Source organism: Pseudomonas sp. D3-27 (genome assembly GCF_051132165.1).
Lineage (GTDB): Bacteria > Pseudomonadota > Gammaproteobacteria > Pseudomonadales > Pseudomonadaceae > Aquipseudomonas.
Genome location: NZ_CP071667.1, coordinates 1,829,418 through 1,850,277 on the forward strand (window position 1 = coordinate 1,829,418; position 20,860 = coordinate 1,850,277).

The 20,860-nt window shown below is 60.1% G+C and carries 14 protein-coding genes and 1 pseudogene; 12 read left to right on the plus strand and 3 right to left on the minus strand.

What is annotated here, in order from left to right; all coding sequences use genetic code 11:
• The first annotated feature begins 99 nt into the window (after positions 1-99).
• The 4 genes from J3P92_RS08575 to J3P92_RS08590 all read left to right on the plus strand — a co-directional run bounded on the left by J3P92_RS08575 (position 100) and on the right by J3P92_RS08590 (position 3,699).
• Positions 100-435, plus strand: a complete 336-nt coding sequence (locus J3P92_RS08575; protein ID WP_434650393.1) for a ComEA family DNA-binding protein — start codon at positions 100-102, stop codon at positions 433-435.
• Between the two features lie 352 nt (positions 436-787).
• Positions 788-1,201, plus strand: coding sequence for an acyltransferase family protein (locus J3P92_RS08580; RefSeq protein ID WP_434650395.1), 414 nt, complete (start codon positions 788-790; stop codon positions 1,199-1,201).
• Complete coding sequence (locus J3P92_RS08585; RefSeq protein WP_434650397.1) at positions 1,152-2,789, plus strand: acyltransferase family protein; 1,638 nt, start codon at positions 1,152-1,154, stop codon at positions 2,787-2,789. Before J3P92_RS08580 ends, J3P92_RS08585 begins: the two co-directional genes overlap by 50 nt.
• A 58-nt stretch (positions 2,790-2,847) precedes the next feature.
• On the plus strand, positions 2,848-3,699 hold the full coding sequence (locus tag J3P92_RS08590) for an urea carboxylase-associated family protein (protein ID WP_434650399.1): 852 nt from the start codon (positions 2,848-2,850) through the stop codon (positions 3,697-3,699).
• 167 nt (positions 3,700-3,866) lie between these two features.
• Here the strand turns inward: J3P92_RS08590 and J3P92_RS08595 are convergent, their stop codons facing one another.
• Positions 3,867-4,034, minus strand: coding sequence for a DUF2897 family protein (locus tag J3P92_RS08595; RefSeq protein ID WP_003183831.1), 168 nt, complete (start codon positions 4,032-4,034; stop codon positions 3,867-3,869).
• A 119-nt stretch (positions 4,035-4,153) separates the two neighbouring features.
• Positions 4,154-5,518 (minus strand): ethanolamine permease, encoded by a 1,365-nt coding sequence (gene eat / locus J3P92_RS08600; protein ID WP_434650401.1) that lies wholly within the window; start codon positions 5,516-5,518, stop codon positions 4,154-4,156.
• 317 nt (positions 5,519-5,835) lie between these two features.
• Here eat and J3P92_RS08605 point away from each other — a divergent pair.
• The 8 genes and pseudogenes from J3P92_RS08605 to J3P92_RS08640 all read left to right on the plus strand — a co-directional run bounded on the left by J3P92_RS08605 (position 5,836) and on the right by J3P92_RS08640 (position 19,510).
• Positions 5,836-10,684: pseudogene (locus J3P92_RS08605) on the plus strand (RHS repeat-associated core domain-containing protein).
• Between the two features lie 3 nt (positions 10,685-10,687).
• On the plus strand, positions 10,688-11,098 hold the full coding sequence (locus J3P92_RS08610; RefSeq protein ID WP_434650403.1) for a hypothetical protein: 411 nt from the start codon (positions 10,688-10,690) through the stop codon (positions 11,096-11,098).
• A gap of 447 nt (positions 11,099-11,545) precedes the next feature.
• A complete protein-coding gene (gene kdpF, locus J3P92_RS08615; RefSeq protein WP_032863112.1) occupies positions 11,546-11,635 on the plus strand; it encodes a K(+)-transporting ATPase subunit F in 90 nt (29 codons plus the stop codon).
• An 8-nt stretch (positions 11,636-11,643) separates the two neighbouring features.
• Entirely contained in the window at positions 11,644-13,338 is a 1,695-nt protein-coding gene (gene kdpA, locus J3P92_RS08620) for a potassium-transporting ATPase subunit KdpA (protein WP_434650405.1), read from the plus strand.
• A gap of 9 nt (positions 13,339-13,347) precedes the next feature.
• The gene (gene kdpB / locus J3P92_RS08625; RefSeq protein ID WP_434650407.1) at positions 13,348-15,402 is read left to right on the plus strand and encodes a potassium-transporting ATPase subunit KdpB; all 2,055 of its coding nucleotides are present in this window, start codon (positions 13,348-13,350) and stop codon (positions 15,400-15,402) included.
• Between the two features lie 33 nt (positions 15,403-15,435).
• Positions 15,436-15,981, plus strand: a complete 546-nt coding sequence (gene kdpC, locus J3P92_RS08630; RefSeq protein ID WP_434650409.1) for a potassium-transporting ATPase subunit KdpC — start codon at positions 15,436-15,438, stop codon at positions 15,979-15,981.
• 131 nt (positions 15,982-16,112) lie between these two features.
• The gene (locus J3P92_RS08635; protein WP_434650411.1) at positions 16,113-18,764 is read left to right on the plus strand and encodes a DUF4118 domain-containing protein; all 2,652 of its coding nucleotides are present in this window, start codon (positions 16,113-16,115) and stop codon (positions 18,762-18,764) included.
• A gap of 47 nt (positions 18,765-18,811) precedes the next feature.
• Complete coding sequence (locus J3P92_RS08640) at positions 18,812-19,510, plus strand: response regulator (protein WP_434650413.1); 699 nt, start codon at positions 18,812-18,814, stop codon at positions 19,508-19,510.
• Positions 19,511-19,623: 113 nt separating this feature from the next.
• Here the strand turns inward: J3P92_RS08640 and J3P92_RS08645 are convergent, their stop codons facing one another.
• Positions 19,624-20,661: a patatin-like phospholipase family protein gene (locus J3P92_RS08645; RefSeq protein ID WP_434650415.1), complete on the minus strand. Its 1,038-nt coding sequence runs from the start codon at positions 20,659-20,661 to the stop codon at positions 19,624-19,626.
• Positions 20,662-20,860: the final 199 nt, after the last annotated feature.

Below are 20,860 nucleotides of genomic sequence, written 5' to 3' on the forward strand. Positions count from 1 at the left end.
TAACATACGCACTTTTGACAGCAAGCCAGCATCGCCTAAGTTTGAGAAGCAGCTTTGGAAAAGCTGCTTCTCTCTTAACGATGTCATGGAGCGTCACTTATGCGTACAGGCTATTTCTACTCGCTGATTTTTGCCTTCCTCACCAGCGCCTCGATTGCTGTTATTGCTGCCCCAGCGGTCAAGCCGGAGTCGGTTGCTTCGCCGTTGACGGTGGAGCAGCCAGTGAAAAAGCAAGGAGCCAAGGTAGATCTGAACGGGGCAGATGCCGCAACGTTGCAGCGCGAGCTGTCAGGGATAGGCAAGGGCAAGGCCGAGGCGATTGTTGCATATCGGGAAAGTAACGGGCCTTTCTCTTCGGCGGACGAGTTGCTTGAGGTCAAGGGAATCGGTAAAGCGCTTCTCGACCGCAACCGTGACAAGTTAGAAATAAACTGAGGCGTACCGAGGCCGGTCAATGATCGGCCTCGGTATGATTGGCTCAAGGATAGGCCTGCCGTATATCTGAAAATTTTGTTCATGATCCAGGCTCGGCTGCACTTCTGCACCGCTGTGAATCGCTCGAAGGCGTTTACAACAATGCAACTCTCCATAGCTGACGAAACGCCCAACGGTTCTTCCAGCAAATCCATTATGCCATCAGCGCCCCAACTGTTTGTCAGCTGCATCTTGACGCAGCATTTGTATCGTGAGTTAAAAAATCTGGATACATTATGAAAACATTGGCAGTATGCATTCCAGCACACGAGCAAAATGGAGCTCGTATGGACGCATAGGAGCAACCTGGGCAATGCAATTCGAAAAAATAAACATCGGTCAAAAAACTGTCGGTCATGCTTTTGTTTATCGACCGGAAATCGATGGCCTTCGCGCAGTAGCAGTTTTAAGTGTTTTGTTCTTTCATGCTTTTCCCGAATGGCTTCCGGGAGGTTTTGTAGGTGTAGATATTTTTTTTGTTATATCTGGATATTTGATTGCTTCTATACTAGTAGCAGAGCTGCGTGACGATAAATTTTCATTTCTCCGGTTCTATGAGCGTAGAGCGCGTAGGTTGTTGCCGCCATTACTGCCTGTGCTCATCGCAACTATAATAATATTCTATTTTATTTTAAATAAGACGCAGTTTTCTGGGTTTGTAAGTAGCTTGAAGGCAAATGCGATCTTCATGTCGAATTGGTATTTTGAAGTCGTTATCATACTTTGATTCTCCTGGTGCGCTTGCGCCGATCTTACATACGTGGTCGCTCTCCGTAGAAGAACAGTTTTATTTTGTTTTTCCAGCAATGTTGCTTTGTGTGATGGTAATTGGTAAAAGGCTCTTGCTTCCTCTCGTCGTAATCATGCTAGCTTGTTCGCTATGCTATTCCGTGTACTTAATGAGTGACGACCAAAAAGATGTTGCTTTTTATAATTCAGTGGCGCGCTTTTGGGAGATTTTGGTAGGAGTCGTTCTAGCTACGATTCGGAAATATGATCTGTCAAGAGGGGTTGAAAATTTTCTAGAGTGTGTTGGGGTAGGGCTTATTGTTACTGCTATCATCGCATTCGGACACGATTTACCTTTTCCCGGTATGTATGCGTTAGTTCCCACCATTGGTGCTGCGTTACTAATCCTCACCAAGGGTAATGGCGTCGTAACCAGAATTCTCGCGAGTAAACCTATGGTTTCCATAGGGTTGGTATCTTATGCCCTTTATTTATGGCATTGGCCTTTGATGGCCGCTGTGCGGGTTCTTGATCCTACTCCTGCGGCTTGGCTGATGACTATAATATTGCTCATCTCCGGCTTACTCGCCTGGCTGTCTTATATATTCATAGAACGCCCAATTCGCTCCAAGCGAATTTTTTCAGGCAAGGCCCCTGTCTGGTCTTGTGCGCTGATTGTAGTCGTTGGTTCTTATGCGGCAGGAGCGTATTTTACCAATCCCAAGGCAGTAGCCCATCAAGAGACGGCGTATGCAGCAGTTTCAAGAGTAATCTATCCTGACGCCAAGGTAGAGATACTTGATAGGATTGAGGAGCGAAGAGAATTCTACATGCAAGCCATGAATCTGAATTTCAATGGTAAGTCGGGTGAGTTTGATGAAACAAAATTCAAATTTTGGACGTGCAGTTTTGATTTCGGTAATACCGCTAGTAAGCTCATTGAATGCCTTGTGAAACAATCAGGCGTGGATAACGTTTTGGTTATGGGGGATAGCGTCGGAAGGGATACGACACATGCCTTGAGAATCGCGTTTCCTAATAAAAACTTTATTATGCTTCATCAGTCCAGCTGTCCTCCTGGAACAACCAAGGTTTGCTTTAAGGAGCAGCAAAAAATATTGTCGGCTCTTAGTAGTCAAGTGAATGTTAGTGCGGTTGTAATGAGCTTTCGTTATCGTCCGAGCGACTACAGAAGTGTAGAGGCTGGAATAGTGGAGGCCAAAAAGGTCACCCCTAATGTCTACCTTTTTGGATTGTCTCCAATGTTTTCACTGCCATTGGCAGATTATTTGAAGTCTCTGCCGTTGCGGGCGATGCCAAGCGCGACGATCAGCGCTACTGACAAAACAATGCTCGCTTGGAAGTTGGATGAGCTGCTTTCCGAAGCCAAAAAAATGGCGGATCGACACGGTATAAAGTTTGTAAACGTGCTTCCGTTTTTTTGTGAAGATCAGTTATGCACCCTTTGGGTGGGTAAGCAATACGGGGAGCCTCTTTACTTTGATCAGTTGCATCTCACTGCGCCCGGTATCCAATCGTTTTCTTCTTATTTAAGAACCAAACCTGAGTTGGCCGATTTTCTGTAGCGCGGAAGGCCGCCGCTGAACTAATTTCCCAGTTGGGACTGATCAAAGGACCTGCGCCATGTACAAAGACTACCCAGCCGCCTACCAGGTCAGCAAAGGCTCTGCCCTCCAAGTGGACAAACCCTTCTACGACCGCATCCGCACCCAGCAGAACAAACGCACCCTGATCGAGCAGTTCGAAGTCCCAATCCGCACCGGCCGCGCCTGGCATGTGCCGGCCGGTCATGTCTTTCGCGTGACAACCCCGGTCGGTCCGCAAGTCGGGGATTTCAACGTCTGGAACGCCCACGATCCACGTGAACGGTTGTGGGCGGCGCGGACGCGACAGCTGCAGGGCGCTCATGTCAGCACCTATGATCGGTTGTGGTCGAACCTGCCATTTCTGCGGCCTTTGGTAACGATCACCGATGACAGCTTGGCCACCTACGGTATCGACGAACACGGCGGGCGTTTGCATGATTTGCTGGGGACGCGATGTGACCCGTACGTGAACAAGATGCTGACCGGCGAAGATTTCCATCATCACTGCCACTCGAACCTGACGCGTGCGGTGTTGCCCCATGGTTTGACCGAGTTTGATGTCCACGATGTGCTGAATATTTTCCAGTGCACCGGGCTGAATCATGACGACATGTATTTCATGAAGGCGTGTCCGGCGCAGAAGGGCGATTACCTGGAGTTTTTTGCGGAGATCGATTTGTTATGTGCATTGTCGACGTGCCCTGGTGGGGATCTGTCGCTGGCGATGTGGGGGCCGGAGGCGCAGGATCCTTTAAGCGTTTGTCGTCCGCTGGGAGTGGAGATTTATCGGTTGGAGGATTCGTTGCTGCAGGGCTGGAGTCAGCCGGAGCGGGCGGCTTACAAAGGGCTGCATGGGTTGCATATTGCCAAGGCGGATTGGGAGAACTAAATACCGCAACGGCGCGAGCGGCTCTTGTGGCGAGGGAGCTTGCTCCCGCTGGGCTGCGGAGCGCCCCCAGACGCGTTGAACACAATAGAACTGCCACACCGGGTCAGCAGGGGGTGGGGGCGCTTCGCGCCCCAGCGGGAGCAAGCTCCCTCGCCACGAAAAGCGGGTCAGCGATCCTTCGCTTCTTTCGCATCCATCTCGGCATTGCGCTCGGCAACACGTTTGCGCTGTTCGTCCGTCAGCTCGACCTTGTTGGCGGTGTCGCGCAGCATCATCAGACCACCCACGATCGAGCCGATGGCGACGATCAGGATTAACCAGGCATACCAGGGCATAGGACTCTCCTTGAGGGGACAGTGGCCGGGCGAAAATTTCGCTGGCCATTGCCTCTACCACTTATGAGCGAAGACGGTTCGCAGTGGTTCCATACTACGCCGGTTATGCCGGGTACACCTTATAGCCCGGTCAACATCGCATCGGCCGGGGCATCGGCACGCAACTGTGCGGTCAGCACGAAATACACGAAGCCCACCGCCATGAAGCCGAGGAAGATCAACCCGATCAGGGCGTTGAACCAGGCCATTGCCACCAGGCACACCACCGCCAGGGCCAAGGCGATGCCGGGCACGATCGGATAGCCCGGCGCGCGGAAGGTGCGTTCCAGGTTGGGCTCGGTTTTGCGCAGTTTGAACAGGCTGAGCATGCTCATGATGTACATGACGATGGCGCCGAACACGGCCATGGTGATCATCGCGGCGGTGAGGGTCATGCCGCCGAGGTTGATCAGGCCGTCGCTGTAGATGGCGGCGATGCCGATCACGCCGCCGGCGATTATGGCGCGGTGCGGGGTCTGAAAACGCGACAGTTTGGCGAGGAAGGCGGGCAGGTAGCCGGCGCGGGCCAGGGCGAAGAATTGGCGGGAGTAGCCGAGGATGATGCCGTGGAAGCTCGCCACCAGGCCGAACAGGCCGATCCAGACGAGCATGTGCAACCAGCCGGAGCTTTCGCCGACCACGGTTTTCATGGCTTGGGGCAGCGGGTCGTTGATGTTGGAGAGGGTGCGCCAATCACCGACGCCACCGGCGAAGAACATCACGCCCATGGCCAGCACTACCAGGGTCAGGATGCCGCTGATGTAGGCCTTGGGAATCGTGCGTTTTGGGTCCTTGGCTTCTTCGGCGGCCATGGCCGCGCCTTCGATGGCAAGGAAGAACCAGATCGCGAAAGGGATCGCCGCGAACATCCCGGCGATGGCCGGTGCGCCGAACACGTCGGAACCGGCCCAGCCATTCAGGGCGAAACTGCTGAAGCTGAACGCTGGCGCGACCACGCCCATGAACACCAGCAGCTCGGCGACCGCGAGTACGCAGACGACCAGTTCGAAGGTCGCGGCCAATTTCACCCCGAGGATGTTCAGGCCCATGAATACGATATAGGCACCCACGGCGGCGTGTTTCGGATCGAGCGCCGGGAATTGCACGTTCAGGTAGGCGCCGATGGCGAGCGCGATGGCGGGTGGAGCGAAGACGAATTCGATCAAGGTTGCCAGTCCAGCGATCAAGCCGCCTTTCTCGCCAAAAGCCCGACGGCTGTAGGCGAACGGTCCGCCGGCATGGGGGATGGCGGTGGTCAGTTCGGTGAAACTGAAAATGAAGCAGGTGTACATGGCCGCAACCATGAACGATGTCACCAGAAAGCCCAGCGTGCCGGCCACGCCCCAGCCGTAGCTCCAGCCGAAGTACTCGCCGGAAATCACCAGGCCGACGGCGATGCCCCACAAATGCAGGGTGCCAAGCGTGGGTTTGAGTTGTGTGTTCATTGGTGGCTCCCCTCGATAAGTAGCAAAAGCGCTGGGGGAGGGCAGTGCAGTGGGCGTGCCAGTATGGTTCGGGCGGTCGTAATGGAGGAAATCGTGTCGTATCGGGGATGTTCGCGGCTGGATAGGCTGGGTTTGTGCCCCAGTTCGGAGCGCTGGTGCCTGGGTGGGCGTCATTGCGAGCAGAGATTACGGTGGGCTACTGGCTCGGTTGAGCCAATTAAGGAATCGCCCTACGCGCACCGCTTCTTTTCCTGACTTATTTCCCCAGCCGTCCTCGGCACAGTCTCGCGCCCACTCCTGCGTTGCGAGATGTTTACATGCTCCCCTACGACAAAATCCTTGCCCAGGGCAACGTCATTGGTTCGCTGGTGATGGCGGTCATGAACCCGGATCACCCCGATATCGAAGCGGTACTGCAGGACTTTCGCCATTGCCTGGGGGACTACGACACGTGGGCAGAGAAGTTCTGGAGTGGCCGGACACTGGACATCAAGCAAGTGTTCAAGGTGGGCAACGAGGTGTCGCTCGCACCCGCAAAGGACGGCGGCAAACGGGTCAGCTCCGTGGTGACAGCGTGTCCGGCGCAAGGTCCATTGACCCTTGTGCATATGTTCCAGGCATCACGTTTCGTGCCGATCGGCGACACGCCGGTGGTGTTGGAACCGATCAGTGTGAACGCGCAGGGGAAGGAAACGTTTGGCGAGCCAGTCCGTCACGTCATCGGCCCCAGCGGCATCTTGGAAATCCCCAAATGCGATCGCGGCCGGCGTTACCGCATCACCTTTTTCCCTGATGTTACGACCGATCATGTGAAGGCGCTGTACGCCTCCTACCACCTCGTGATCGCCGAACTCGAAGGTTGGCTGAAAGCCGAGTGGAACGAGTTTCAACCGCTGTGGAAAGAGTTCACCGAAAGCGGTTTCGTGAAGCGTTTTAACGTGTTGCAAGAAGCCGAACAGCGCGATTTTGAAAGAGTCCTCCGTGGACTGTGGGACAACGTCAAACAGATTTTCAATCTGTTGGCGGACCTGCAGTCCAACAGTGAAAAGTTGCTGGAATACCTCACCGAGGCCGAGCTTGAGCAACTGCTGGAAACTTCGTCAGAGGCGATCGCCAAAGCGCTGATGATTGTGAGCGATGAGCCCTTGCTCTTCGTCTACACGGCGGCGTTCACCACTTGGCTGCGGATGCTGCCGCCGCAGTACATGGCCGAAGTCATGGGGGAGATGCGCGCCGAGATTCTGATCAATTTCCTATTGGCGGCTGTCACCGGCGGCCTGGGTTTGGGTCTGCGCCTGAGCGGCAAGGCGCTGCGCTTGGTTCGCTCGGAACGAGCCCGCGCATGGTTGCAGGCCTCGAGCCAACGCCTGGGCCAACTCGGTGGCGACAGCCTTAACGCTCATGCCGATGTGCTCAAGCCGGTCGTGATTGCGGGGCGAGGACCTTCAGTGGGGCCGGCGCCTGTCAGACCCTTGCAAATCACCACGGGAGACTCCCCACCTCTGTCGGTCAGCAATCCTGCCGCGATCGTGCGGGAAAAATCCCAGCCTTCCACTCAGCTAAGCAAGTACGAGCCCCACGACGACGCCCCCGCCCAATCGAAAAACCCCAACGGCGACCCCGCCGACAGCGCCGCCCAGACCCGCACCGACGGTTGCCCGGTGTCCATGGTCACCGGCGAAGAGCTGCTCACCCTCGAAGACGGCACCCTCGACGGCCGCTTGCCCTTCGTCTTCACCCGCCTCTACCGCACTAGCGCCGCCGACCTGGACATCGGGCTCGGCCGCGGATGGACCCATGCCCTGGCCCATCGCCTGTTGATCGACGGCGAGCAGGTGACCTGGGTCGACCAGGAAAACCGCCGCACCACGTTTCCCCGGCCCAGCCTGCAACGCCCAGCCATCCACAACAGCCTGGCCCGCGCGGCGATTTACCTGAGCAGCGAGCCGGACGAATTGATCGTCGCCCAGCCCGGCGAAGACGCTCCTTTCCTACATTTTCGCGACGGTCATCTGACGGCCCTGAGCGATCGGTACGACAACCGCCTGACCGTCCAACGCAACATCTACGGCGACATCAGCCGCCTGGACAACGGTGCCGGCCGCTGTTTGCGTTTGCGCTACGAACATCGGCACCTAGTCACTATCGACTACCAGAGCTTTCACCCGGCGCTGACCCTCGACGAAGCCTGGCGCACCGAACAGACCCTGGTGACCTACCGCTACGATGCGCGTTCGCGCCTCATCGAAGCGACCAACGCCGCCGGCGAGAGCGAGCGCTACGACTACGACGACCAGCACGTCATCCTCCAGCGGCAACTGGCCGGGGGCGCGAGTTTCTACTGGGAGTGGCAAGGCCTCGGCCCGGCGGCGCGCTGTGTCCGGCATTGGGCCTCGTTCGCGCAGATGGACAGCCGCTACACCTGGGGCGATGACGGCAGCGTCACGGTCCGGCATATCGATGGCAGCCAGGACGTGTATGTCCACGACGACCACGCGCGGCTGGTGCGCCAGGTCGATCCCGCCGGCGGCGAACACCTCAAGGCTTATGACGAACAGGGCCGGCTGATCGCCGAGCAAGACCCGCTGGGCGCCGTCACCGAATACCGCTACGACGAAGTCGGACGGCTGGTGGCGCTGATTCCGCCGGAAGGCGAGCCCACGTCCTACGAATACCGAAACGGTTTCCTACACGCCCGGACTCGCGGCAAGGCCGTGTGGACCTACTGGCGCAATGCCCAGGGCGACATCATCGAAGTCGTCGACCCGGCTCGCCAAAGCACTTGGTATCACTACGACGACCAGGGGCAACTGAACACCATCAGCTACCCGGACGGCGGTGCCCATCATTTTGTGCGAAACCCGTTGGGCCAACTGACGGAAGAAATCCTGCCGGACGACGGCCAGCGAGTTTTTACCTACGACGCCCTGGGCCGCCTGCTGACCCGTCAAGACGAACGCGGCGCCATCACCCATTACCAATGGGACGCCGTGGGCCGCTTGCTACAGACCACCCTGCCCACCGGCGCGACCCGTGCATGGACCTACAACGCCTACGGCAAGGTCACCGCGGAACGGGACGAACTGGGGCGCATCACCCGCTACGAATACGCCGACGATCTGCACCTGGTCAGCCGCCGCCTCAACCCCGACGGCAGCGAACTGAAGTACCGCTACGACTCGGCGCGGCTGTTGCTGACCGAAATCGAGAACGAATCCGGCGAAAAGTATCAGCTGGACTACACGCCCAACGGACTGATCCGACAGGAAACCGGCTTCGACGGCCAGCGCACCGGCTACGCCTACGACCTCAACGGCCACCTGCTGGAAAAGACCGAGTTCGGTGCCGACGGCAGCCAGCGGATCACCGCCTACCAACGCGACACCGCCGGCCGCCTGCTGCGCAAGACCTTGCCCGACGGTGCCACGGTCGAGTACGGCTACGACGCCCTCGGGCGACTGATCAGCGTTGAAGACGGCCATTGGCCGCTGGCCTACGAATACGACAACCAGGACCGCCTCGTCGCCGAACACCAGGGTTGGGCGAGCCTGCATTATCGCTACGACGATGCCGGCCGGCTGGTCCATTGCCGCCTGCCCGATCGCAGCACCCTGGATTAGCCACCTGCGAGGCGGGGCGCTGATCGCCATCGACCTCAACGGCACGTGCCTGACCGAACACCGCTTCAAGGGCGGCCGCGAACGCCAGCGCCAGCAGGGCCAGTTGCTCAGCGACTACAGCTACGACGAACAGGGTCGCCTCAAGGCCCAGACCGTGTGGCAAAGCCAGCAAAAACAACTGTTCTGGCGTGACTATTCCTACAGCGCCAACGGCAACCTCGCCGCGCTTTCCGACACGCGAAACCGACGCGGCTACCAGTACGACGCGCTGGATCGCCTGGTGCGCATCGACTACGCCCACAGCCAACCCCCGGAACACTTCTCCCACGACCCGGCCGGCAATGTGTTGTTCAACGACCGTCCCGGCCCGACCACCCTCAAGGGCAACCGCCTACTGATGGAGGGCGATCGTCACTATGACTACGACGCCTACGGCAACCTGGCCCGCGAACGCCGCGGCCATGCCCAGTGCCTCGTCACGCAGTACCGCTACGACAGCCAACATCGGCTCATCGGCGTCACCACCCCCGACGGGAGCGAAACGTCCTACCGCTACGACGCCTTCGGCCGACGCATCGAAAGGACCGTGGACGGCCTCACCACGGAATTCATCTGGCAGGGCGACCAGGTCATCGCTGAAAGCAGCGACCGTCACTACCAGAGCTACGTCTATGAGCCCGGCACCTTCCGCCCCCTGGCCCTGCTGGAAGGCGCAGGCCCGGAAAAAGCCACGCCGTTCTACTACCACCTCGACCACCTCGGCACCCCTCAGGAACTGACCAGCCACCAAGGCGAAGTCGTCTGGGCCGCGTGCTACAACGGCTACGGCAAACTCACCGAACTGCGCCACGGCGACGGCAAGCGCCTGGAACAACCGCTGCGCTTTCAGGGGCAATACCACGACCGGGAAAGCGGCCTGCATTACAACCGGCACCGGTACTACAATCCGGAGACGGGGCGGTATCTGACGCTGGATCCGAGCAAGCTGAAGGGTGGGCTCAATGGGTATCGGTACACCCTGAACCCGACGGGGTGGGTGGATCCGTTGGGGTTGGTGGATTGTCCTGGGAGCGGCGGGTGTAAGCCGGCGGTTAGAGAGCAGGATTCGGCGAAAGTTGGAGTGAATGAAGGGGGCCCTGAGTCCCCAGGCGCCAAGCCCAAAGCTATCTATACCTATAGAGGCGACACCAGAGAACCGTGGGAAATTTTTGACGAAGGCTTCGAACCATTAGGCTTTAGTACTGATTTATTCCTTCACGCTAAGGATAATCGGAGTCCCCCCAGCATCTATGTGAGCACCACCACTTCGATGAAGGAGGCGAAAAAATTTGCAACGGGGTACGGGCTCGAGTCAGGGTATGTATATGTATTAAAAAATGTGCCAGGCATTGATGTTAATAAAAAACTTGGTCTGCTCTCACCCCATCGGAAGGAATTGGAGATAGCAGTTCCTGGCGGTGTCGATAAAAAAGATATAGTTGGCGCAACTCCCGTGGATTCAGATGGAGCTTTCGTGGGCTATTCGATACCTAATTTCAAAAGGTGATATATGATTATTCGTGAGGTGGCAGTTGAAATAGGCAGCTCTTTAAAGACTGCGAAATTTAAATGCGATCGGAAAACCAAAATGATGACCGTGCTGATGCCGGACGGGTCAGAAAGATCTTATACCGACGCTGACCTGTATATGTGCTTTGGAAAAGTTAGGAAAGATTACCCGGATGTAAAATTTTTATGCAAGGGCTCGAAGCTTAACGTACACCCTTCGCGGATGTCTTCGCAGATGTCTGGAGGGATAATCGCTTACGAGGTTACTGCTGGTGAACCGGCGGACGACGATAGAATCGTAAATATCTTTGATTACGAAGATAGAGATCTAACAAACAACATCCAAGAGCAAATCAACTACTATTTGCATTGGATGCAATCATTAAATAAAGATGATGTTCCAAGCATATAAGGCAGTGCAGTGCCACCTCGGCGCGCCTTGGAAGCTGACCAGCCATCAGAGCGAAACTGTTTGGTGGCGCGCTAAAACGGCTATAACAAATCCAGCCGGGACATTCCGATACACTCTGAAATCACAACAAACTGGATACAGCTGAAGAAGCATTAGCGAACGCGCTAAATAAAATAAAAAAGATAGCCGCCGGCAACAGTTCAGCTGATGGACACTGACTAAACGAGGGAGGCCGTCAATCGCGAGCAAGATTGACGGCGTTATCCCTAAAGGGCCTCCACGACTTGAGCAGTTCCGCCGCCTCGTGAATGGGCCACCCCCTCAACCCCACCCCGTTTTTTTACAATTTCTTTATCCCCCCACCCAACCCTCGATCTCGCACCTTTACACCCTCCCTACCGACAATCTCTCCACACACGGCACGACGCCGTACCACGGAGAAATCCCATGAGTGTTCTGGACGGGGTGTCGCTGCTGTTGGCAGTGGCGCTGTTCATTTATCTGTTGGTTGCGCTGTTGCGCGCGGACCGGGGTTAGGAGCGGTTATGCACGGCTATGACTACGGGCTGATCCTTGGCTTTTTTGCGCTGGTGCTGATTCCGGCACCGTTCCTGGGGCGGTTCTACTATCGGGTGATGGAAGGCCAGCGCACCTGGCTTTCACCGGTGTTTGGTCCGGTGGAGAGGTGTTGTTACAAGGTGGCCGGTGTCGATCCGATCACCGAGCAGAGTTGGCAGAAGTACACCTTGGCCTTGCTCGCCTTCAACCTGGCGGGTTTCGCTTTGTTGTTCGCGGTTCTGTTGTTGCAAGGGCATTTGCCACTCAACACCGAAAACCTGCCCGGCATGGAATGGACCCAGGCCTTCAACACGGCGGTCAGTTTCATGACCAACACCAACTGGCAGTCCTACAGCGGTGAGGCGTCCCTCAGTTACTTGAGCCAGATGATCGGCCTGACGGTGCAGAACTTCGTCAGCGCCGCCACTGGCCTGGCTGTGCTGGTGGCGTTGTGTCGTGGGATCGGGCGCAAGTCCGCCACGACCCTCGGCAATTTCTGGGTCGACCTGACCCGCGCCACGCTCTACGGATTGTTGCCGCTGTGCCTGGTGCTGGCGCTGTTTCTGGTGTGGCAGGGCGTGCCGCAGACCTTCGCGCATTACATACATGGCGTGACGATGCAGGGCGTGGATCAAGTGATCCCGCTCGGGCCGGCGGCCAGCCAGATTGCAATCAAGCAATTGGGCACCAATGGCGGCGGTTTCTTCGGCGTCAACTCGGCGCACCCGTTCGAGAACCCGACGGCCTGGACCAATCTGTTCGAAGTCGCGTCGATCATCCTGATTCCGGCGGCGCTGGTGTTCACCTTCGGCCACTACGTCAAGGACCTGCGCCAGAGCCGGGCGATCATCGCCTGCATGCTTGCGCTGTTCCTGATCGGCGGCGCGACGTCGCTGTGGGCCGAGTCCCAACCCAATCCAGCCCTCGACAACGCCGCGGTTGAGCAAGCCGCGCCGCTGGAAGGCAAGGAGGCGCGCTTCGGCACCACTGCCACGGTGCTTTGGTCAGTGACGACCACGGCGGCGTCCAACGGCTCGGTCAATGCCATGCACGACAGCCTCAACCCCCTCAGCGGCATGGTGGCGCTGATGAACATGATGGTCGGCGAGGTGGTCTTCGGCGGCGTCGGGGCCGGTCTCTACGGGATGTTGCTGAATGTGCTGATTGCGGTGTTCCTCGCCGGGTTGATGATTGGTCGCACGCCCGAATACCTGGGCAAGAAGCTCGGTGCCCGGGAAGTGCAATTGCTGGTGGTAACGCTGCTGGTGATGCCCGTGAGCGTGCTGGTGCTCGGCGCTATTGCCGCAAGCCTGCCCGGCCCTGCGGCGGCGGTGAGCAACCCTGGCGCCCACGGTTTCAGCCAATTGCTCTACGCCTACACCTCGGCGGGGGCCAACAACGGTTCGGCTTTCGCCGGTTTTGGCGCCAACACGCCGTTTCACAATCTGATGCTGGGCCTGGGCATGCTAATTGGCCGTTTCGGCTACATCCTGCCGGTGCTGGCGTTGGCCGGTAGCCTGGCGATGAAAAAGCCTGCTCCTGTCGGCCAGAACAGTTTCCCCACCCACGGCCCGCTGTTCGTAACGTTGCTGACCGTGACCATCCTGTTGGTCGGCGGCCTGACCTTCCTGCCAACCCTGGCCCTGGGCCCGATCGCCGAACACCTGAGCCTGGGTTTCTGAGGATTTGAGATGAACATGCCGATGAGCAAGACCGTCGTCGCCAAGGCGCCGGAGCAACCGAAAACCAATCTGTCGGCGCTGTGGCGGCCTGCGTTGGTGCAAGCTTTCGTCAAGCTTGATCCACGCCAGTTGCACCGTGCGCCAGTGATGCTGGTGGTGGAACTCACCGCGATCCTCACCACTGTGCTGTGCCTGATTCCCGACAGCACCGTGCCGACTTTCGTGGCCGCGCAGATTGCCCTGTGGCTGTGGTTCACAGTGTTGTTCGCCAACTTCGCCGAAGCCTTGGCCGAAGGGCGCGGCAAGGCTCGCGCCGACAGCCTCAAGGCTGGCAGTGAAGGCTTGAGTGCCCGCCGCCAGACGGCGAACGGTTTCGAGGTGATACCCGCCACACGCCTGCGCAAAGGCGATGTCGTGCGCGTTGCGGCGGGGGAGATGATCCCCGGCGACGGCGAAGTGATCGAAGGCATCGCGGCGGTCAATGAAGCGGCGATCACCGGGGAGTCGGCGCCGGTCATTCGCGAATCGGGCGGGGATCGCTCGGCGGTTACCGGCAATACGCGGCTGGTCTCCGATTGGTTGTTGGTGCGCATCACCAGCAATCCCGGCGAATCCACCCTGGATCGCATGATCGCCCTGGTGGAAGGCGCCAAACGCCAGAAAACCCCGAACGAGGTGGCGCTGGATATCTTGCTGATTGGTCTGACGCTGATCTTCCTGCTGGTGGTGGTGACGTTGCAGCCGTTCGCCCATTTCGCCAACGGCAGCCTGCCGCTGGTGTTCCTGGTGGCGCTGTTGGTGACGTTGATCCCCACCACCATCGGCGGCTTGCTGTCGGCCATCGGCATCGCCGGGATGGACCGCCTGGTACGCCTGAACGTCATCGCCAAGTCCGGCCGCGCCGTGGAAGCAGCGGGGGATGTGCACGTGTTGATGCTGGACAAGACCGGCACCATCACGTTTGGTAACCGTCGCTGCGCAGCGGTCTATGCCGCCCCGGGCGTAAGCGCCAAGGAGCTGGCCGAAGGCGCGTTGTTCGCCTCGTTGGCCGACGACACGGCCGAGGGCAAGTCCATCGTCGAATACCTGCGTGGGTTGCATCCTCAGGCTGAACCCGCCGCGCAGTTGCTGACAGCCGTGCCATTCAGTGCCGAAACACGCTTGTCCGGCGTGGATTATCAGGGGCGCGTGTATCGCAAGGGCGCGGTGGATTCGCTGCTGACTTTCATTGGCTTGCCCCGTGACGGACTGCCCACCGCATTGGGCCGGGAAGTCGACAAGATCGCCCAGAGCGGCGGCACGCCGTTGCTGGTCTGCGTGGACGGAAAATTGCTCGGCGCCATTCACCTCAAGGACGTGGTGAAGCCCGGCATCCGCGAGCGCTTTGCCGAGCTGCGCAAACTGGGGATCCGCACCGTGATGGTCACGGGGGACAACCCGCTGACCGCTGCCGCGATTGCCGCCGAAGCCGGCGTGGATGATGTGCTGGCCGAGGCCACGCCGGAGAAAAAACTGGCGCGCATTCGCCATGAGCAGAACGATGGCCGGCTCGTCGCCATGTGTGGCGACGGTGCCAACGACGCTCCGGCCCTGGCCCAGGCCGATGTAGGCATGGCGATGAACGACGGCACCCAGGCCGCGCGCGAGGCGGCCAACATGGTCGACCTCGACAGCGATCCGACCAAGCTGCTGGATGTGGTGCAGATCGGCAAGGAACTGCTGGTGACCCGGGGCGCGCTCACCACGTTTTCCATTGCCAATGACATCGCCAAGTACTTCGCCATCCTGCCGGCGCTGTTCGCCTCCATCTATCCGCAGCTCGGCGTGTTGAACGTCATGCATTTGCAGAGCCCGCAAAGCGCGATCCTGTCGGCCATCGTCTTCAACGCCCTGATCATCGTCGTGTTGATCCCCCTGGCCCTGCGCGGCGTGCGAGTGCAAGCCGCGAGCGCGGCGGCCTTGCTGCGCCGCAACCTGCTGATCTACGGCCTGGGCGGGATCGCGGTGCCGTTCGTGGGGATCAAGGCGATCGATCTGTTGCTGACGGGATTGGGGTTGGTTTGAGCCTGAAGACATCCATCAACTGAGGATTTAGCAATGTTCACCTTGATTCGCCCGGCCTTGAGCCTGTTGCTGCTGATGACCTTGATCACCGGCATCGCTTACCCACTCATCGTCACCGGCGTGGCGCAAATCGCTTTCCCGGACCAGGCCAACGGCAGCCTGGTCCATGATGCCGACGGCAAGGTCCGTGGCTCCCGGCTGATCGCCCAGGATTTCGTCGGCGATGAGTGGTTTCACCCGCGGCCCTCGGCAGGCGCGTTTGCGACGGTGGCCAGTGGCGCGAGCAACTTTTCGCCGAGCAACCCGGCACTGGCCACGCGGGTGATCGATGGTGCCCAGAAGCTGCAAGTGCCCGGCCAGGGACCGGTGCCCCTGGCGCTGCTGACCACTTCCGGCAGCGGGTTGGACCCGCACTTGCCTCCGGCCGCGATTGCCTATCAACTGACGCGTGTCGCGGCGGCCAGGAATGTGCCAGTGTCGAGGTTGCAGCAGTTGCTCAATGACAACATCGAGCAGCCGTTGGTGGGACCGCCGGTGGTAAATGTGCTGGCGCTGAACATGGCCCTGGAAAAACTGTAGAAACCTGTGGGAGCGAGCTTGCTCGCGATAGCGGTGGGTCAGTCAATGACAGTGACGGCTGAACGACCGCCATCGCGAGCAAGCTCGCTCCCACAGAGGCTAAATTCCATCCCTGAAACAAGAGACATAGCATGAGCGACTCCGGCCGCGCCGATGCACTGCTAGCCAATCTGCCCCGCCACGACCGTGGCCGCCTCAAGGTTTTCCTCGGCGCCGCGCCGGGCGTGGGCAAGACCTACGCCATGCTGCAAGCGGCTCACGCCCGGCTGCGCCAAGGCACGAACGTCGTCGCCGGCGTGGTCGAGACCCACGGGCGCGCCGAGACCGAAGCGCTGTTGAATGGCCTGCTGCAGCAGCCGCTGGTGCGTTCGGAATATCGCGGCGTGGTGCTCGAGGAAATGGACCTCGACGGCCTTTTGTCGTCTCGCCCGAGCCTGGTGTTGGTGGATGAACTGGCCCACAGCAACGCGCCCGGCAGCCGGCATGCCAAGCGCTGGCAAGACATCCAGGAGTTGTTGACGGCAGGCATCGATGTCTACACCACGGTGAATGTCCAGCATTTGGAAAGTCTCAACGATCAGGTGCGCGGCATCACCGGCGTGCAGGTGCGCGAGACGTTGCCGGACTGGGTGTTGCAGGAAGCCGACGAGTTGCTGCTGATCGACTTGCCGCCGCGCGAGCTGCTGGAGCGCCTGCGCGACGGCAAGGTTTATGTGCCGGAGCAGGCGCGGGCAGCCATCGATGCGTTTTTTACCCAGACCAATCTCACCGCGCTGCGCGAGCTGGCCATGCAGACCGCGGCGGCGCAAGTGGACGACGATCTGGCGCAAGGCTATCGGCAACTGGGCCAGGCCGCGCCGGCGGTGCGCGGCCGGTTGCTGGTGGGCGTAGACGGCGACTTGCAGGCCGAACGGTTGGTGCGCCACGCCAGCCGCGTCGCCCAGCGCCGGCATCTGCCGTGGAGCGTGGTGCATGTGGATAACGGCGGTGCGCGGGACGAGTCGTCCCGCCAACGCCTGCAGAACGCCCAGCAATTGGCCGAGCGCCTGGGTGGGGAAGTGGTGTCGCTGCGCGCCGGGGAGGTCGCGCGGACGTTGATCCAGCACGCCATGCAACGCCGCGCCACGTTGCTGTTGGTGGGGCAGTCCCGCCGGCGTCTGCGGCGGCGATGGTTTGGCGGTGGCCTGGCCTCACGCCTTTTGCGCAACGCCCGTGGCCTGGAAATCAACGTGTTGAACAGCGATGAATCGCCACCGCCCACGCGCCTGGCCCCGAGCACCCTCGCCACCGGTTTCGACTATGCCCTGGCGCTCGCGGCGACAGGAGCGGCCAGTGCCTTGGCCTGGGGAATCTCAGGGTTGCTGGCGCTGCCGAATATTTCCCTGGTGTTTCTGATGGCGGTGTTGCTGGTGGCGGTGCGCAGCAGCCTCGGCCCGGCCCTGGCCTGTGCGGCGCTGTCGTTCCTGGCCTACGATTTTCTGTTTATCCCGCCCAATTTTTCCCTGACGATCCAGCGCGAAGAGGACGTGCTGACGCTGGCATTTTTCCTACTGATGGCCGCCCTGACGGGCAATCTCGCGGCCCGCCAGCGCCGTCAACTGCAAGCGCTGCGCGACACCCAGCAGGAAACCGGCGAACAGCTCGACCTGTCGCGCAAGTTGACTGCCGCCACGGATCGCCAGGCCGTGATCAGCGCCGCCGTGCAACACCTCGACAGCGAGGACGATTTGCAGCTGTGCCTGCTCAACCGCGACGGCGGGCATGGTTGGAAGGTCGAGACCGCCGAGCCGTTGACCTTCACCGAAGCCGAGCGCGCTGCCGCCGACTGGTCCTGGCAACACGACCAACCGGCCGGTGCCGGCACCGCGACGTTGCCGTCCGGGCGCTGGTGGTGGTGGCCTTTGTCCAGCGAGGGCGCTCCGCTGGGCCTGCTGGGCGTCTGCCCGAAAGACGGCAAGCCGTTGAGCGGCCATCGTCGACGCTTGTTGGCGGCCCTCAGCCAGCCGCTGGCCCAGGCGCTGGCCCGGGCACAACTGGCACAGGATCTGGAAGCAGCGCGCCTGCACGGCGAAACCGAACAGTTGCGCAGTGCCTTGCTCGCGTCTGTCTCCCATGATCTGCGCACACCGCTGACGTCCATGCGCGGCAGCATCGACAGCCTGTTGGCGCTGGGCGAGGCGATCCCGCTGCAGGACCGTCGCGAGCTGCTGGAAGGCACCCGCGACGAGGCCGAGCGCCTGGACCGTTATATCCAGAATCTGCTCGACATGACCCGGCTCGGCCATGGCGCGCTGAAGCTGGCGCGCGACTGGGTGTCACCCGCCGACATCGTCGCCAGTGCGTTGAACCGTCTGCGGGCCGTGCTGGCGCCGTTGGCGGTCGATGTCCAGGTGCCGGTCGGCTTGCCGTTGCTGTATGTCCACGCCGCGCTGATCGAACAGGCCCTGGTCAATGTGTTGGAGAACGCCGCGCGGTTTTCCCCGGCCCATGGACGGCTGCTGCTCAACGCCGAGGCGACGGCCGACGAAATCCTGTTCGCCGTGGCGGATGAAGGGCCGGGCATTCCCGAGCAAGAGCGGGAAAAGATTTTCGACATGTTCTACACCGCTGCGCGCGGTGATCGAGGCGGGCAGGGCACCGGGCTCGGATTGGCGATCTGCCAGGGCATGGTCGGTGCCCACGGTGGGCGGATCAGCGTCGGCGACGGCCTCGACGGTCGTGGCACCTGCATCACTTTGCACCTGCCCTTGCAGGCACAACCAGGCATGGACGATGAAGCCTGACCGGCGCTGCGTTATGCTCTCGCCACTTGATTGGATGAATGGACCCCATGAGCCAGAGCGCGACCCTTTTGGTCATCGATGACGAACCGCAGATCCGCAAATTCCTGCGCATCAGCCTGGCCTCGCAAGGCTACAAGGTGCTCGAAGCCGAGACGGGAGCCGAGGGCCTGGCCCAGGCGGCGTTGAACAAACCTGACCTGTTGGTGCTCGACCTGGGCCTGCCGGACATGGACGGCCAGCAAGTGTTGCGAGAGTTTCGCCAGTGGTCGGCGGTGCCGGTGCTGGTCCTCTCGGTGCGGGCCAGCGAGGCGCAGAAAGTCGAGGCGCTGGACAACGGCGCCAATGACTACGTGACCAAGCCTTTTGGCATCCAAGAATTCCTTGCCCGCGTGCGTGCGTTGCTGCGCCAGGCGCCGCCAGGCGAGGCACCGCCGGCGGCGCTGACGTTCGGCCCGCTGACGGTGGACCTGGCGTATCGCCGGGTCCTGCTGAACGGCGCCGAAGTGGCCCTCACCCGCAAGGAGTACGCGGTGCTGGCGCAACTGGCGCGACATCCGGGGCGGGTCATCACCCAGCAACAACTGCTCAAGGACATCTGGGGCCCGACCCACGTTGAGGACAGCCACTACCTGCGCATCGTGGTCGGTCACCTGCGCCAGAAACTGGCCGACGACCCGACCCGGCCTCGGTTTATCGTGACTGAAGCGGGGGTGGGGTATCGGTTGTTGGAGGAGGGGGGGCTTTAGTCCATCGTTGTCTGGGCGGACATTATCGCGAGCAAGCTCGCTCCACAGTGGGCCGCATTTCATTGTGGGAGCGAGCTTGCTCGCGATGACGCCCGCCCAGTCAGCGCAGATCCCTAATTCTGCTCACTCTCATACCGATCCAACGTATCCCGGGCGATCTCCCGCCCCAACGCGATCAGTTCCGGCGCCTTGTAGAACTCGAAGAACCGGCACACCCGTTTCGGCACGTTGATCAGCACGTCCGGTGGGTAACCGGCGATTTTGTACTGAGCCAGGGAGGTCTGCATCACCTCGAAACTCTGGTTGATCAAATCCAGCAAGGACGCGGGCCCGACGTTATCGATGATGAACGAGCCGGTGGCGGATCTTGGCGCACCGTCGCTCTCTGGCGCGGCGGCCGGTTGCTGGCCTTCCGGCTCGGCGGAATCGATCCACGGGTTGATATCGGCGGCCTCGGCCTTAAGCGCTTCCTGCTCCAACAGCAACAGCTGCTCGGCCTGTTTGCGGCGAAATGGCAGCCGTGAGCCCAGGGAGCTGACCAGGGTATCGAAGCGACGCCGGAACGCGGCGGGGCGCTGGATCACTGGCAGCCGATATTGCTTCTGGTTGGTGGCGTTGAGGTTGACCGCGATGATCAGGTCGCAATGGCTCGACACCACTGGCACGATCGGCAGCGGGTTGAGCAGCCCGCCGTCCACCAGCATGCGGTTGCCTTGCATCACCGGGGTGAACAGGCTGGGAATGGCCGCCGAGGCGCGCATCGCCTGGTGCAGGCAACCTTCCTGGAACCAGATTTCCTGCTGGTTGGTCAGGTCGGTGGCGACAGCCGTATAAGGAATGCGCAGGTCTTCGATGTTGAGTTCGCCGACAATTTTGCGGATTTGCCCGAAGACTTTTTCTCCGCGAATCGCCCCGAGACGAAAGCTGACGTCCACCAGCCTCAGCACATCCAGGTAGTCGAGGCTTTCGATCCAGTTGCGGTAATCCTCGAGCTTGCCGGCGGCGTAGATTCCGCCCACGACGGCGCCCATGGAGCAGCCGGCGATGCAGGCAATGTCGTAGCCGCGCCGTTCGATTTCCTCGATCACTCCGATATGGGCATAGCCCCGGGCGCCGCCCGAGCCCAATACCAATGCGACACGTTTTGTCATGAGCCGGCCTCTTATCGAACAGACGTCAACAATGCACTCATCGACGGCCCGGCTCAAATCGTTGTGGCGCAGGCGTCGTTTTTTGACACGCCGCGACGGCATTTGCGTATTCTCGTCCACACTTGAATATAGCGGTGGCGCCGAGGCACTTTTTCCCGGCGAAACCGTCTTACCAGCACGACTGTTGACCTGACTTGAG

What these genes read in the sequence shown, in the direction of transcription:
- J3P92_RS08575 (WP_434650393.1), top strand. Translation starts at nt 100, where the DNA reads ATGCGTACAGGCTATTTCTACTCGCTGATTTTTGCCTTCCTCACCAGC.
- J3P92_RS08580 (WP_434650395.1), top strand. Translation starts at nt 788, where the DNA reads ATGCAATTCGAAAAAATAAACATCGGTCAAAAAACTGTCGGTCATGCT.
- J3P92_RS08585 (WP_434650397.1), top strand. Translation starts at nt 1,152, where the DNA reads ATGCGATCTTCATGTCGAATTGGTATTTTGAAGTCGTTATCATACTTT.
- J3P92_RS08590 (WP_434650399.1), top strand. Translation starts at nt 2,848, where the DNA reads ATGTACAAAGACTACCCAGCCGCCTACCAGGTCAGCAAAGGCTCTGCC.
- J3P92_RS08595 (WP_003183831.1), bottom strand. Translation starts at nt 4,034, where the DNA reads ATGCCCTGGTATGCCTGGTTAATCCTGATCGTCGCCATCGGCTCGATC.
- eat (WP_434650401.1), bottom strand. Translation starts at nt 5,518, where the DNA reads ATGAACACACAACTCAAACCCACGCTTGGCACCCTGCATTTGTGGGGC.
- J3P92_RS08610 (WP_434650403.1), top strand. Translation starts at nt 10,688, where the DNA reads ATGATTATTCGTGAGGTGGCAGTTGAAATAGGCAGCTCTTTAAAGACT.
- kdpF (WP_032863112.1), top strand. Translation starts at nt 11,546, where the DNA reads ATGAGTGTTCTGGACGGGGTGTCGCTGCTGTTGGCAGTGGCGCTGTTC.
- kdpA (WP_434650405.1), top strand. Translation starts at nt 11,644, where the DNA reads ATGCACGGCTATGACTACGGGCTGATCCTTGGCTTTTTTGCGCTGGTG.
- kdpB (WP_434650407.1), top strand. Translation starts at nt 13,348, where the DNA reads ATGAACATGCCGATGAGCAAGACCGTCGTCGCCAAGGCGCCGGAGCAA.
- kdpC (WP_434650409.1), top strand. Translation starts at nt 15,436, where the DNA reads ATGTTCACCTTGATTCGCCCGGCCTTGAGCCTGTTGCTGCTGATGACC.
- J3P92_RS08635 (WP_434650411.1), top strand. Translation starts at nt 16,113, where the DNA reads ATGAGCGACTCCGGCCGCGCCGATGCACTGCTAGCCAATCTGCCCCGC.
- J3P92_RS08640 (WP_434650413.1), top strand. Translation starts at nt 18,812, where the DNA reads ATGAGCCAGAGCGCGACCCTTTTGGTCATCGATGACGAACCGCAGATC.
- J3P92_RS08645 (WP_434650415.1), bottom strand. Translation starts at nt 20,661, where the DNA reads ATGACAAAACGTGTCGCATTGGTATTGGGCTCGGGCGGCGCCCGGGGC.